At 46.8% G+C, this 15,133-nt stretch carries 10 protein-coding genes; 7 read left to right on the top strand and 3 right to left on the bottom strand.

Annotated features, from left to right (window positions below):
- The first annotated feature begins 138 nt into the window (after nucleotides 1–138).
- The 6 genes from GFS24_RS08670 (at nucleotide 139) to GFS24_RS08645 (ending at nucleotide 9,901) form a co-directional block, all read left to right on the top strand.
- Nucleotides 139–741: an RNA polymerase sigma factor gene (locus GFS24_RS08670; RefSeq protein WP_153659175.1), complete on the top strand. Its 603-nt coding sequence runs from the start codon at nucleotides 139–141 to the stop codon at nucleotides 739–741.
- Between the two features lie 70 nt (nucleotides 742–811).
- Complete coding sequence (locus GFS24_RS08665) at nucleotides 812–1,963, top strand: FecR family protein (protein ID WP_153659174.1); 1,152 nt, start codon at nucleotides 812–814, stop codon at nucleotides 1,961–1,963.
- 85 nt (nucleotides 1,964–2,048) lie between these two features.
- The gene (locus GFS24_RS08660; protein ID WP_153659173.1) at nucleotides 2,049–5,477 is read left to right on the top strand and encodes a TonB-dependent receptor; all 3,429 of its coding nucleotides are present in this window, start codon (nucleotides 2,049–2,051) and stop codon (nucleotides 5,475–5,477) included.
- Between the two features lie 14 nt (nucleotides 5,478–5,491).
- Complete coding sequence (locus tag GFS24_RS08655; RefSeq protein WP_153659172.1) at nucleotides 5,492–6,994, top strand: RagB/SusD family nutrient uptake outer membrane protein; 1,503 nt, start codon at nucleotides 5,492–5,494, stop codon at nucleotides 6,992–6,994.
- An 8-nt stretch (nucleotides 6,995–7,002) separates the two neighbouring features.
- The gene (locus GFS24_RS08650) at nucleotides 7,003–7,842 is read left to right on the top strand and encodes an endonuclease/exonuclease/phosphatase family protein (RefSeq protein ID WP_153659171.1); all 840 of its coding nucleotides are present in this window, start codon (nucleotides 7,003–7,005) and stop codon (nucleotides 7,840–7,842) included.
- A gap of 4 nt (nucleotides 7,843–7,846) precedes the next feature.
- Nucleotides 7,847–9,901, top strand: a complete 2,055-nt coding sequence (locus tag GFS24_RS08645) for a DUF5689 domain-containing protein (protein WP_153659170.1) — start codon at nucleotides 7,847–7,849, stop codon at nucleotides 9,899–9,901.
- Between the two features lie 51 nt (nucleotides 9,902–9,952).
- Here the strand turns inward: GFS24_RS08645 and GFS24_RS08640 are convergent, their stop codons facing one another.
- Complete coding sequence (locus tag GFS24_RS08640) at nucleotides 9,953–10,261, bottom strand: hypothetical protein (RefSeq protein WP_153659169.1); 309 nt, start codon at nucleotides 10,259–10,261, stop codon at nucleotides 9,953–9,955.
- Nucleotides 10,262–10,356: 95 nt separating this feature from the next.
- Nucleotides 10,357–11,148, bottom strand: coding sequence for a CHRD domain-containing protein (locus tag GFS24_RS08635; RefSeq protein WP_153659168.1), 792 nt, complete (start codon nucleotides 11,146–11,148; stop codon nucleotides 10,357–10,359).
- Between the two features lie 190 nt (nucleotides 11,149–11,338).
- On the opposite strand from GFS24_RS08635, the gene GFS24_RS08630 reads away from it, so the two are divergent.
- Nucleotides 11,339–11,497 carry a hypothetical protein gene (locus tag GFS24_RS08630; RefSeq protein WP_153659167.1) on the top strand — a complete coding sequence of 53 codons (159 nt, stop codon included), beginning with the start codon at nucleotides 11,339–11,341 and terminating at the stop codon, nucleotides 11,495–11,497.
- Nucleotides 11,498–11,535: 38 nt separating this feature from the next.
- Here GFS24_RS08630 and GFS24_RS08625 read toward each other — a convergent pair whose 3' ends face one another.
- The gene (locus tag GFS24_RS08625; RefSeq protein WP_153659166.1) at nucleotides 11,536–14,937 is read right to left on the bottom strand and encodes a HEAT repeat domain-containing protein; all 3,402 of its coding nucleotides are present in this window, start codon (nucleotides 14,935–14,937) and stop codon (nucleotides 11,536–11,538) included.
- Between the last annotated feature and the right edge of the window lie 196 nt (nucleotides 14,938–15,133).

The following is a 15,133-nucleotide window of genomic DNA, read 5'->3' as shown; positions in this document are numbered from 1 at the left end:
ATACCGGATATTTTTGTATTTTTCCCGCCAGGTAGACATACCAACCACGTTATATTATCATTAATTCACGTTCCATGTAGAGCAGTACCACAACTGTTTCTTGCCGTCAATATTATATTTGCTACCAAAATCAATGTGATGCCTGTTCAGAAAGTTAGTCACGAGATGGATCTGCTAGATAAAGTGTCGCAGGGAGATGAAAAGGCTTTTGGTGAGATCTTTCACCTATACCGGAACAAAGTATACACCATCGCTTACAGGCTAACGGTTGCTGCACCAGTGGCCGAAGAAATACTGCTGGACGTGTTCCTGCAGGTATGGCTGAAAAGGGAAGAACTGAAAGAAGTAAGGCATTTCAAGGCCTGGCTGTTCACTATTACCCGTAACAGAACATTCAGCATGCTCAAGCAATTAGCTGTACAAAAAATGGCGGTCCCCATTCCTGAGGACGGGGACGATCTGCTGCTGCATGCTGCCGAACATCCCGGAGAACAGCTGCAGGAAAAGGAAACGAGGCAGATCCTCCGGCAGGCCGTAGCCAAACTGTCCCCCCAGCAAAAAAAGGTATACACACTCATAAAAGAACAGGGTTTGAAAAGGGAAGAAGCCGCCAGTGCGCTCAATATAGCCCCTGAAACCGTAAAACGCCACCTCACAGAAGCCATGCACTTTATCCGCATTTATTGCCTTGCCAGGCTTGGGATGTTCACCGCGCTTTTTCTCTTAAAAGAGCTGCTGTAAAAAATATTTTTTCTTTCACTGCCCCATTTCACTTTTCTCATCGTCTCTATTAGTAAACCGGTTGATCACTATGACTGATTTCGAAACACTATTCCGGGCATACATGAACCAGTCCTGTTCTGAACAGGATAAGGAAAAGCTGTTTGCCATGATGGCGGATCAGGAAAATGATGCCAGGTTGTATGAGATAATAGACAGGGTGATGGCGGAACCGGGGGAAGAAATAGTTATAGAGGAGGAACGGGCGGATGAAATACTGTCTGTATTGCAGCAGGCCATTCCCAAAAAACACAAGCGCGGAAGGATGGTTTCCATCACCCGCTGGGCCGCTGCCGCTGCAGTGGTAACCGGCCTCGGTACACTGTATTGGATCTACCCCTCTTCCAAACCATCAAAAAACAACCAGCAGGCGGCCACCGCACAGGATATACAAGCCGCCAGCCAGGGTGCCATCCTCACATTGGGCGACGGCAAACAGGTAACGCTGGATAGTTTGCAGAAAGGTGTGATCGCTAACCAGGGAGGTACGAATGTATCATTAGCACATGGTACCATTGCCTATGATGATCACCGTGCCGCAGCAGTAAGTTATAATACACTCAGCACACCCAAAGGCAGATTGTTCCACCTCGTATTGCCGGATGGCAGCGATGTATGGCTGAATGCGGCCAGTGCGGTGACATATCCTACCAGCTTCTCAGGAAAGGAGCGGGTGGTTACACTGAAAGGAGAAGCCTATTTCGATATCAAACCGGATGCAGCGAAACCCTTTTCGGTAAGGCTGGCAGATAATACGGAAGTAAAGGTATTAGGCACTGCTTTTAATATTAACGCATATGAAAATGAACACGTCACTGCCACTACTTTGATCAACGGCAGTGTACAGATAAACGCCGGTAATAACAGTTCTATACTGAAACCGGGATACCAGGCCAACGTAGCGCATGCCACACCGGGTATAAAGGTAAGCCGCGCAGATACCAGCCAGGTACTGGCCTGGAAGAACGGGATCTTCAATTTTGAAGATGCAGATATTCAGGCAGTGATGAAACAACTGGAACGCTGGTATGATATAGAAGTACAATACGAAAACGGAATACCCGCTATTATTTTCGGGGGAAAAATGGACAGAAACCTAAGCCTGTCTAATATTATCAGGATGCTGGAGATCTCTGATGTGCATTGCAGGCTTGAAGGGAAAAAACTTATCATCAGACAATAACAGATTTATCGCTTATCTATCAGTACCTGTTGACCGATCAACAGCGGGCACTGCTATGCGTTCAACTTTATAATTAAACTCAATCATGTTCACATCTACTCTCAAAATGGGCAAGTCCCGGGTACTGGCTGCACGTTCACTTTTACAACGGCTGAAAGTGACGAAGATCACAGTACTGCTGGTGTTTGTTTGCATGCAGGCCAGCGCCCTTGCGCAAACGGTAACCATGAGCGGCAGGCAGCTTCCGCTGAAAGAGGTCTTTAGCCAGCTGGAGAAACAGACCGGTTATGTAGTGTTCTATAATGCAGCTTTGCTCAGCAAGACCAAACCGGTATCTGTGTCCGTAAAAGATATGGCTATCGAAACCTTTCTGAAAACGATCATGGCAGACCAGCCGATAGACTATGAGATCAACAGCAAAACAATTACGATCAAAGCAAAAGCGCTTCCCGCTGCTCAAAATACAATTGTTGAAACGCCCGATCAGAAGGAACCTCCGCTGAAAGGCAAGGTGGTGGATGAAGAAGGCAATGTATTGCCCGGTGCTACGGTATCTGTTTCCGGTACTTCACGCGGAGTGCAGACGAATGAAAGGGGGGAGTTCACGATAGAAGCAACCGGCAAGGATGTACTTTTTGTATCGTATATCGGTTATGACAGGCAGGTGATCAGGGTGGATGCGGTTAAATTTCCGCTTACGGTAAAACTGGCCGTGTCTAAGAAAAGTATGAACGAAGTGGTAGTGATCGGTTATGGCAGTGTGAAGAAAAGCGATCTCACCGGTTCTGTATCTACCGTGAAAATGGCTGATATAGAAAATGTACCGGTTACCAGGGTAGACCAGATGTTGCAGGGCCGGATCGCGGGTGCGGAGATCGTATCTACGGATGGAGAACCAGGATCTGCCACTACAGTACGTATCCGCGGAACACGTTCTATTTCCGCCAGCAACGAGCCGCTGTACATTGTAGATGGATTGATGGATGGCATCAAAAGTCTCAACGAGATCAACCCTTCAGACATTGCTACCATCAACGTACTGAAAGATGCATCTTCCACGGCCATCTACGGTTCCCGTGGCAGTAACGGCGTTATCATCATCACTACAAAATCCGGTACAGACAAACAAGGGAAAACGGCCTTCACGTTCCGCAGTGATGTAGGTCTTTCCGAATTACCCCGCGAGCTGGACATTATGAATGCCACGGAGTTTGCACAGATGCAGAATGACCGTTACTATTTCTCTGCCGCTGCCAACCAGACTAAACCGCTGGAAGAATATCCTTATCCCAATCCCCTGGCACTGGGAGAAGGTACCAACTGGACAAAGGAGATATCCCGCAATGCACCTTACCAGAACTACACTTTGTCTGCCACCGGTGGCGATAAAACCACACAATACTATTTCTCTGCCAACTATAACAATAACCAGGGTATCATCAAGAACAGCGGCCTGCAACGTTACCAGGTACGTCTGAACCTGGACAGGACCATCAGTAAATTTGTAAAGGCAGGTGTCCGCTTCAACTATTCTAATGTAGACCGGGCACTGAATAATGCAGACATCGGCACCAACACTTTATGGTACCGCTCCACGCTTTTCCTGTCGCCTACCATTGCTGCTTATAAACCGGATGGTTCTTTCAACGACTGGAATACCCAGTGGTATAGTGGTACGCTGTTTGATTCGCCGCTGGCAAACGTGCTGCTGCGGCAGAACGACCGGGTAGAAAAGAGCCTTAGCTCCATGTTGTACCTGGAGATCAAACCAATAAAGAACGTAACACTGCGCTCCACGATCTCTTATTCAGATTATAGCCTGAATGATGATCAGTTCACTCCATCTACCATGCCCACCCGTATAAAAGCTAATACCGGTGCTTACGCATACAAACGCAGTTATTCAGATAACAATATCCTGAACGAGAATACTATCACATATCGGAATACCTGGAACAAACGCCACAATTTCGATGGGATGTATGGATTCACTATTCAGAAAAAGAATTTCGTAAACTTCCAGGCGAGCGGCAGCGGTTACTTTGTGGATGATGTAGGAGCAAACGATCTGGCTGCCCTGCCTTCTAAAGAAACCATCTCCCTGGGTTCTTCCCTTGAAAACCTGGCTCGTGTATCACAGCTGGGCCGCCTGAACTACAATTATGATAACAAATATTACCTGACCGTTACCATGCGTGCAGATGGTGCATCTAATTTCTCGGCAGACAACAAATGGGCTTATTTCCCTTCTGCTGCATTCCGCTGGAATGTGATGAATGAATCCTTCATGAAAAAATTCCGCAAGCTGGATGAGTTTGCGATCCGCCTGAGCGGAGGTACTTCCGGTAATGATGCCATCTCCCGTTACCAATCATTATCCCGCCTGGCTTCCACAACCGGAGGAGCTATTTTTGGCGGTACACAGCCGGTGGCGTATTTCCCGTCACGTATTTCGAATGAAGGCCTCACCTGGGAAAAGACCACCACATATAATGCCGGAGTAGACCTGTCGTTCTTCAACAAACGTCTCAGCATTGTGCTGGAAGCATACCAGAGCAATACTTCGGACCTGTTGCTGACCGTTCAGCTGCCAACCCATGTAGGGTTTGGTTCCCGCCTCGCAAACATTGGCAAAACATCTAACAAAGGGATTGAGCTGACCGTTGATCATGAGAATATCCGCAGCCGCAATTTCTCCTGGTCTTCCACCTTCACCATTGCACATAACAAACAGATGGTAGAAGACATAGGCGGGCTGGACAGGGTTGCTACCTACAATAATAACCAGGGTGCACAGTACATGATGTACGGATACGAAAAGGGACGTCCGCTGAATGCTTTGTGGGGCATGCAGTATGCCGGTGTGTGGAAAAGCACCGAAGAGATCGCGAAAGATAAAACAGAAAAGAAATGGGCTTCCTCTGCAGCGAGTTATTATTCACCAGGCCGCCAGCGGTACATTGATCAGAACCACGATGGTTTGCTGGATAACAATGACCTCGTGTACCTGGGCAACGCAGACCCTAAAATATACGGTGGTTTGCAGAACTCTTTCCGTTATAAGAAACTCTATGCTTCCTTCTACTTTAACTATTCTGTAGGCGGAGATATTTATAACCCGGTTGAATTGTTCATGGGTACCGGTACTTACCTCAGTAACCAGTTCAAATACATGGTGAATGCATGGCATCCGATCCGTAACCCTAACTCTGATTATCCAAGAGCAGATTCAAAAGATGATATTCCGAATGACAGGTTTGTGCATGACGCTACTTTCCTGCGCCTGAAGAACATTTCACTGGGGTACTCTTTCGATCTTTCCCGTCTTACCGGTAAGAAGTTGCAGATGCTGAACCTTACGCTCAGCGGTAATAACCTGTATCTCTGGAAGTACTACAACGGGTATGATCCGGAAGTATCCACACAAAGCGATGGTTCTACCATCCGCCGCATGGATAATGGCGCTTACCCTGCCAGCAGAACATACACTTTTGGTGCCGAATTAAAATTCTAAGAAAAAATATTTGTATGAAAGGAATGATCCACAAAATATTGCTTGTTGCGCTTGTATCTTTGTCCATGAGCAGTTGCAGCAAATTCCTGGAAGAGAAGCCGGCAGGCATTGTGAGCCCGGATGGATTCTATAAATCTGAGAATCAGTGTATCGCTGCTTTGAATGGCTGCTATATTAACCTGACGGATGTTTTTAACTCTGATCTGATCATTGCACTGGAAGCTGCATCAGACCTGGCTTTCCTCAACTCTTCCCAGCTGGATGCCAAGTTTGAGATCTCTCCGGCTAACCCGGGTATGGGAGATAATGTATGGACTGCCTGTTATTCCGGCATCATGTATTGCAATGCGGCTGTTAATGGTATTCAGCATGCTACGATACCAGAAGAGCGGAAACCTGCATTGATCGCTGAAGCAGTTACATTACGTGCGTTATACTATTACGTACTCACCAGCACCTTTAAAGATGTACCTTTTTACAGGGATGATATCAACAGCCTGAACGTACTTGAAAAAGTGGGGAAAATGGGCAGGATGGATGCAAGCGCTACCCGTGATTCCTTAATAAAAGAATTGCAGGTGTATGTGCCGCATCTTCCGCAGATGCGTACCTCCGCAGTGCCACAGAACAGGATATCTGCCCCGATGGCCTATATGCTGATAGGCAAACTGGCTTTATGGAACAAGGAATACGCCACCTGTGCCAGTGCCATGCAGGAGATCAGGAAGGTCTATGGCCAGCTCACACAATACCCGCTGACAGATACCTATTTCCGGAACAAGAACACGCCGGAATCTATCTTTGAAGTACAATACATCTGGTCTGCCGCCGGTATTAAGAAAACCTCCCAGGTAGCGTGTTTCTTTACACCTACCAAAACTGCCGGCTCTAATATATATGACGGCGTTACGATCCCTGAACTGGGTGCAGAAGCGAATCCCTACAATCCGCTTACACCCACGGAATATTTCATGGACCTGTATGACCTTACTGATCCGCGCCGCGAGATCATCCTGGCTTACACTTACAATGGCGCTTACTTCAAAAGGCCCATGCTGAATAACGGTACGGGTAAAGCCTGGATGGGACCAAAGTTCTGGTGCCCCGGTATGAATAATATTGCTGACGGCAATAACCAAAAGGTGTTCCGCTATGCAGATGCACTCCTCATGTTAGCGGAAGCGGCGAATGAAACAGATGATCCAACCCTGGCGCTGCAATGCATCAATGAAGTGAAATCAAGAGCTAATGCAACCTTTGTGCTGCCTGCTTATCCCGGTAAGGCTGAATTCATGGTGGAGCTGAAGAAAGAGCGTGGCCGTGAACTGATGGGAGAATATGGCAGGAAGTGGGACCTCGTGCGCTGGGGAGAATTCTTTCAGCGGGTGAGTGAAACTTCCGCACTTGAATATGATATCATTAAAAATAACCTGCGCCCTTACCATGAATATTATCCTATCCCGGATAAAGAAGTGGTACGTTCCGGTGGCATCTTAACCAACCCTGAGTATAAATAGCACACACTATGAAATATATTCTTTTCATCGTGATGGCCATTACATCCATCACAACGGTAAAAGCACAATCTACCCTGAAGGTGCTGAGCTATAACATCCTGGAAGGGATGGTAACAGATACTTCCAAAGGCAAACAGCTTTTTGTTGAATGGGTAAAAGACAAGAACCCGGATGTACTGGCATTGCAGGAGTGCAACGGATTCACGCAGAAAACACTGGAAGACCTGGCAGCTTCTTATGGCCATAATTATGCTGTGATCGTAAAAGAAAGCGGATACCCGGTAGGCGTTACCTCCCGCTTCCCGATCGTGGATATAAAGAAAGTGAATGAGAACATGACGCACGGTTTTATTACCGCCAGCATCAATGGCTACAATTTCTGCATCCTGCACCTGAACCCGCATAAACACCTTAAAAGAAGGAGTGAGATCGCGCAGGTGCTGGAAACATTGCGGTTGCAGCACAGAGAAAAGAACTGGCTGATGATGGGGGACTTTAACTCTTTGTCGCCCCTGGACAGTCACCGTGTGGCACAAACCAACTTTGTGCAGCGCCAGCGGGAAGTATCGCTGAAGAATCCTAACATCAGCAACCTGGCCAATGGCGAGGTGGATTACCAGGTGCAGCAAAGCGTATTACAGGCAGGTTTTGTGGATGCCGGTTTAACGTACGACAGGACAGTGCAGAAAGGAACCGGCAAAAGCGGTATCCTTTCTAATACCCGCATAGATTATATCTACCTCAGTAAAGACCTCGCAAAGAAATTGCAGTACTGCAAATTTATTTACGATGATTTTACGGCGAAGTATTCTGATCACAAGCCCCTTATCATGGAACTCAAAAAATAATTGTATGCAACATTTTATAAGATCAACATTTTCTGTTGCATTATTCCTCTTAATGCTTATCACGGCATGCAGAAAAGAAGAAGAACGCAGATTCTCCACTGAGCTCGCAGTGGATTCAAGGATCGTTAGGCTGAATGCCACGCCGGATACTACCCGCATCATTGTATATGCGGATGGCGACTGGAAGATGGAAACGGCGGAAGAAGCAGACTGGATCACCGTACAAACTGCTGCAGGCAGTGGTAAGGGCGATGCAATGGTAGCTGTAACGGATAACACGGATAAGCTGCCGCGTATGATGAAACTGATCGTGCGCTCCAAAGGCAAAACAGATACTATTCAGCTGCAACAGCGGGGACTGGTGCCTGCTATTGTGATCAATGATACCATCGCACAAAGTATTGCCAACGGCGGTACGCTGAAAACACCTATTACCACCAATATTCCGTTGGACAAAATGGAAATAAGTTATCAGTATGATGCTACCGGCGAGGTGAACTGGATCTCCCAGTTGCAGATCACGGATGGATATTTATACTTTAAGGCAGATACTAACAAAACAATTGCAGAACGTACCGCCTTTATTAAACTCAGTTACCTGGATGCGCTGGGTACCACGGTGAAGGATTCTATCCGCGTGAAACAATACCTGGGTGTTAGTTACAAAGATGCTGTGGCAAAAGATTTCGCTTATGTAAAACAATTGCTGGCAGCAGGTGTGATAGATGAGAACATATATGTGGAAGGAACGGTGATCAGTGATAAAGGGCATCCTAATATTGGCAAGAACGAGAACAGCACCGCCAATAAACATAACCTGGATAAAACCGTGAACGCTATTTCTGTATACGTGCAAAGCCCGGATGGCAAAAGCGGCATCTACTTTAAAACACAAACTGCCGGAGAGAACATCTTCAATTTTAATGACAAGGTGAAGATCTGGCTGAAAGGCACTACACTTGCCCGGTTTACTAACCCCGGCAGAACAGTGATATCCGGTGTAAAGGTGGTGAACATTATGCAAAAAGATGGTCAGAGTACCGCGCTGCTACCCCGTGAAAAATACATAGGAGATCTTACAGATGAAGACCTGTACACGTATGTTAAGCTGAAGGATGTGGAGATCTCTGTTCCTTCCGGCTCATTTACGAATATCAACGAGGGGTATACAGCAAGGATGGATTGTTATCCCACCAGTATCCGGGATATTCAAGGGAACAGCATGTTTATGCTCACCAACCTGGATGTGCCTTACCGCAGGGATGGTAACGCAGTGCCGCAGGGGAGTGGTAACATCACCGGTATTATTGTATATGAAACTTATGACCGTTATGGTGGTAGTATTGGTAAATACGCTATTCGCCACCTGAAGCGTGCAGACATAGATCTGAAGCAGGACAGGGCTAATGGCTTCTCTAATGTGCTGGTAGAATGGAGCCGCTTCAAAACGGAATATGCTGCAACACCTACTGCCGCTGCTAACCCGCTGACGCCGGATATTGGTACAGGCACTATTACAAAGAGCGGGAATGCACCGATGGACTTTACCGCGAATGGTCTGTATACCACTACAGATTATAACGGCCTTATCCAGGAACCAACTACCGTAAAAGGCGCTATTTCCAACGGTGGCTGGGGAAGTAAGAACTGGTGGAACACAGCGGCTAACAGAGGGGAATATTTTGAGATAGCCGTGTCTACTGCCGGTATCAGCAAGCCTATTTCTTTGCAGGTAGATGGCAATGTGGATATTGGTGGCCCGCGGAACTTTATCGTAGAGTGGTCTGATAAGAACGATGCTACGGCCGTGTGGAACCAGGTGGGTACCTTCACGTTTGAAGATGTGGCTAACTTCTCCAACACCCTGTTAACGCAGGTAGCGGGTTATAAGGCGCTCAACTTCCAGTTCCCGCAGGCTGCAAGCGGATTGGCGAACCTTTATATTCGTTTACGGGTAGCCAATAAAACAGTGGGTACTACTACCAGTGTTACCGGCGGAACATTAACAGCTGCAACCGCTTGCAGACTGGTGCATCTTTCCATAAAGTATAATAAATAGGACTTCCATATTTTTATATATAAAGCCGCACTCATTATGAGTGCGGCTTTATTATTTATTATCCAGATTGGAATATTCACCTATCTCTTCTACTTCATTCACGATCACCGCTTCTTTAAGCCTGGTCCTTACCGCATCGGTAAAAGCCCGGAATGCTTCCAGCTTACGGAATTGCTGATGGGCTTTTTCATCGGCAAAACTGGCAACGTGAATGAACACTTCATCGCTCATTACATACACCCTGTAAGAGACACCCGGTAACTGCAGCTTATGAAGTGCATGAAAAACAGCCAGTATGGAAAGGATGTTATTTTCTTTTTCTTCCGGATGCACTAAGTAATGGGTGAATACCTGCTTCATTCCTGTTTTGATACAAAAGTACCCAGGAATGATTCACTTGCCGGGGGGTAAGGGCGACAATTTAAGGGTGAGATTGCGCCAATGCCTGCGGAAAGTTACCTGATCTGACCACGGATCACGCCATCAGGATGAAGGTCAGTATGCGCATTGGTGTATAATGTTTCTGTTCTTACGGCGTTTGCGGTGGCTTCATCCAGCTGCATCATTTTGGAGATGCCAAAATCTGCTGCATTGGCACATAAGCCTACCAATACAGCGCCATTTGTACCGGCAGCGCCTCTGTGGATATGCGCTGCGCTGAGGTTTTCTCCACCTGGCAGGCCTGTTACGGTTACTTTGGAATATAACTTACGGCTTACTGTAAGGCGTATCAGGGCAAGGCCCGTAGCCGGTGTAACAACGGGCGGAAATTCATTCAGCCCGTTCATCACCACATCTGCTGCCATAATAATGTCGCTGTTCACGGTGCCTCTTACCAAACCACCGGGTACCTGGGTGGAGTGCACGTTAAAGTAAATATCATTACTACTGTTCTTCAGGCTATCTGCCAGGGATTGGCGCAGGGTGATCTCTCCTGAGGCTGAGGTGCCGGTAAATGCAGGAAAGTCCTGAATAATGGGGCCATTGGTTACAGGATCGCCCACATGAAAGTGTGCCATGGTAAGCTGATCGCCGGAAGCCAGGTTCTCTACCCGGAAAGAATACCTCAGTACATTGTTTCCGTAAAGCTGCATCGTTAATAACCCTGTCTCCGTTCGCCCGGCAGGTGTGGGGTTTTCCAGCCTGGTATTAAGGGGTATGCTGAACATGATATCCGGACTGGGATCACTTTTGCCACAGGACGCAAGGGCCAGCATTACTATGGCCAGGATACGGTAGTTTCTCATAAAAAGAATTTAGTTTCGTGTAGTTATTACAAAAATGACTCCAAAAAGTTGTGTAACGGAAGGCGGGAATGGAGATGATACGCCACGGAATAACTGGTAATGGCCATTCTCCCGTAGATAACCTTCCCCAAAAAACCGCTATAGGAACTGGCACAATTTTACAGGTATGTATAATTGTAAATCAGTGGTTATGTCGAAGATCATTTTAACAACAGTAAGGATATTCCGAGAGAAAGATGCGTTAGATACCATCCTGGTTATCTTATTCGGTGCGCTCATGGCAGTAGGGATCATTAATGCGCTGCGCTTTTTTGGAGATCTTTTAAGGATAATAAAAAAAGCCGTATAGCACTAAGCTATACGGCTTTTTTATGCTTTATGAGCAGTTTAATTATCTCCTTTCTCTTCCGCAAGGAAACTCACTACATCCCTGATCTCTTTCTTCGAAAGCACTGCTTTCATATCCGGCATACTGGATGGAGAAAATGTTTTCTTAGCGATCTGATCACTGGTGATCGTTCTGTCTGGTTCCAGCCCTACTTTTACTTTTAAACCGGCTTTACTTTCTTCCTGCAATACGCCGGTGAGTTTTTGTCCGTCTTTCAATTCCAGCGTTACCATGCCAAAGCCAGGGGAGAGGCGGGCGCTGGGAGAGATCAATGCTTCCAGGATCTGCTCACGGGAAATGCGTTTGCCTATACCATTCAGGCGGGGACCGGCATTACCTCCCCTGTCATCATAGGAATGGCATTTCATACACTGTGCGTTCTGGTTACGGAAGAAGATCTGCTTACCCTTGTCCGGGTTGCCTCCCAGTAAACTGCTGGCGTAAGAAGCCATTAGTTCATCCGGGGATAATTTGCTGCTGATCTCTTTATAACGGGCGCTGAGTTGTGTATTACGTGTGCTGTCAATAGCTTCACCAAGTTCAAGATAGATGTCCGGACTTAGTTTGCCGGCTGCCATCTTTTGAAGCATCTCATCAAACACTTTATTAGTATTCTCCAGTGGTAATTTACCAAGCGTTAACACAGCAGCTTGTTGTTCTGCCATTGTTTTATTAGCGATCACATCTGTGAGCAGTGTTACCATCACCGTTTTAGGGATGTTCATTTTTTCCAGCAGGTCAAGCCCCGCTACGCGTACAGTTTTTTCTTTATCAGCAAGGGCATGTTTAATGCCTTCTTCTACCAGTGGGTCTTGTATGGCAACAAGGGCTTTCAATGCTTCCACACGCATCTCAGCTTCCTTATCTGTTTTAAGTACAACCAGCAATTGTGGCGCAGCTTGTTTTATTTTCAGTTTGCTGATAGCTTTTGCTGCACTGATCCTTACCGGTAATTCTTTATTCTTTAATAAGCCGGTGAAGGCCTCTGTGGATTTAAGCAACAGGGGCGCAGGGTCTCTTTCCACCGGACCTCTGAGGCGTCCGTCTACTCTATCCAATACAGAAGGTTTAGGCCATACACTTAATGCATCTTCAGCTTCTGCTCTCATTTTAGCAGCGCTGCCTTCTTTCAGTGAATAGCTGATGAGGTTTTGCATAGTAACATCTGTACCTACCCGCAGGTTGGCACTGATGATACGCCTTAACAGGGCTTCATTGGTGAAGTGTGTAGTGTTCAGCAGGTTGGCGAGGGCAGGTAATGCATCTTTAATAGAAAGATCATCATTAATGCCGCGTGCTGCTTCTGTTACAATGAATTCATCCGTATCGTTCAGGAAACCGGCAATACCGGGATGGCTCATTCTTCTGAGTGTTACCACGGCTGCAATCCTTAATGCGCGGGAAGGGCTGGTGGATAACGCGATCACCGGTTCTGCTTTTCCAATGCGTGCCAGTGCCAGGCAGCCGGCATGCCGCAGGTAAGCATCTGCATCATTGTTATCTTCCAGGAAGGAGATGATAGGTTGAACAGCTGCTTCGTATTTTATCCTTCCCAGCGCTTCTGCTGCAAAGAAACGAACACGGCTGCTGGTATCTTTTAACATAGGTACCAGGTTGGCGCCTGCTTCATTATACTTGATGTCTCCCAGCCATTTGGCTGCCTGTGCCCTGATCTCAGGATCATTGTCTTTCAGCACGGGTAATAATGCCGCGGCATATTTCTTATCCTGGCGGCCCAGCTGGCTGATCCCCCAGATAGCATGTACACGGGCCAGCTGATTAGTCGTTTGCTTCAGTGCCTGCTGAAATATTTCTGCTCCTTTGTCTTTGCGTTTTACCAGTTCAAACTGCGCTTTTAATCTTACGCGCATATCCGGGTTGTTGAGTAATTCACCCAGTGCTGCTTCTTTACGCTCAGAGAGGTCTGCCGCCAGTAAAGATTGTACTTCTTTGCGGATGGCAGAGCTGGCTGCATCTTTATGATCCAGCTTCCAGATGCGCCCGTAATTATGGGTATCCCATCCATCTATCCAGTCTGCTACGTAGAGTGAACCATCGGGGCCAAAATCAAGCCCTGTAGCCAATACGCCGCCTAATATCTTTTTATGCTCACCCAGTTCAAAGGTGGCGCCTTTAGGATTTAATTTGAAACCGTGAATACCAGAGTTGGTAGGGCTGCCCACAAATTCTGCAATGAAGAAAGTGTTCTTGTATTCAGGACTCAGCGCTGTTCCCGGGTTATATACCATACCGGCAGGGCCGCTTACAAAATTCGCGATGCAGGGAGTGATATAGGCTGCCTGGCCTTCAAAGCGGGGCAGGTACATTTTCTCTTCCATCCATACTTTGTAATTGTTATTATCCTTATCCCTGTATTTACCATATTGCCAGTTACTGCGCCAGCCGGCATCAGAACCGTTCACGATATATACCAGGCGTTCTTTCTCTCCGGGATGATCCCCGTCATTGTCCTCACTGATCAGGTTGCCATATTCATCAAATACAAATTCATGTGTATTGCGGATGCCGTAAGCAAATATTTCAAAGTCGCTGCCGTCCGGGTTAGAGCGGGCTATTACCCCGCTATTGGGATGTTCCCATTTTTGCCCGTCGGGTCCTTTGCCATTGAAGCCAATGTCTCCTATCTGCCAGTAGATCCTTCCATCCGGCCCCATTTCAACGCCGGACATACCGTGACCACTGAATCCCACATGGACACCGTATCCATGAGAGATAGATGTTTTTTCATCTGCTATGCCATCTTTATTCTTATCCTTCATTCTCCAGAGGTCTGGCGCTACGGCTACATAGAGATCATCTCCGTCGCTTAATATACCACCCACCACATCGGTTACTTCATCATGGAAATCATCCACTACCAGTTGCGACCTGTCCGCCACACCATCTCCGTTCAGATCATCCAGGCGGTATATGTTCTCTTTTTCCAGGGTGAGGTCTCTCCAGTCGTGGGAGCTGTCTCCGTTAAGGTCCTTCAGCCAAAGGTTCTTTTTACTGTTCTCCGGTGAAAGTTCTTTACGCAGGAATGCCCGCCTGTCTTCCACTGTCTGGAGGCTGATAGAAGGGATTTCCCAATCTCTGTGACCGCGTATATCAAATTCAGAATTCTTTTGCCGGTTAGTAGTGGTATAGTATATACTACCGTGATCATCAATATCAATCGCAACAGGGGAGATCACCAGGGAATCGATACCCCATAGTTTCAGCGTAAGGCCTTCTGCCAGTTCCGGTTTTACGATAGAGTCTATGGAAGCAGCTATCTGTGCCACCTGTGTGGAATCCATCAGTTTGATCCGCTTGTCAACAGGTTCTTGTTGCTGGCAACTTTGTAGCACTGTTACTACAAGAAGGGAAGATATGAGTGTGGAATTCAGTGTGTTCATTTTAGAAAAATAGGATAAAAAAAACCGAAATACAAAGAAATGGGAGATTTTGTGTGTTAATATTACACTTAATGATCTTCCCCTTAAACATTTTCCCCTTTCTGAAAAGAAAAAAAGATCCTTCACACAGGCTTAACACACAAAATCGAAATCGTAAGATTCTCCATCCTATTCCGGGTTTAATCCATCCTCCCGG

Origin of the sequence: Chitinophaga sp. SYP-B3965 (assembly GCF_009647655.1) — a bacterium.
Lineage (GTDB): Bacteria > Bacteroidota > Bacteroidia > Chitinophagales > Chitinophagaceae > Chitinophaga.
Note: the sequence above shows the minus strand (reverse complement) of the source record. Positions and strands in the feature narration are given on the sequence as shown.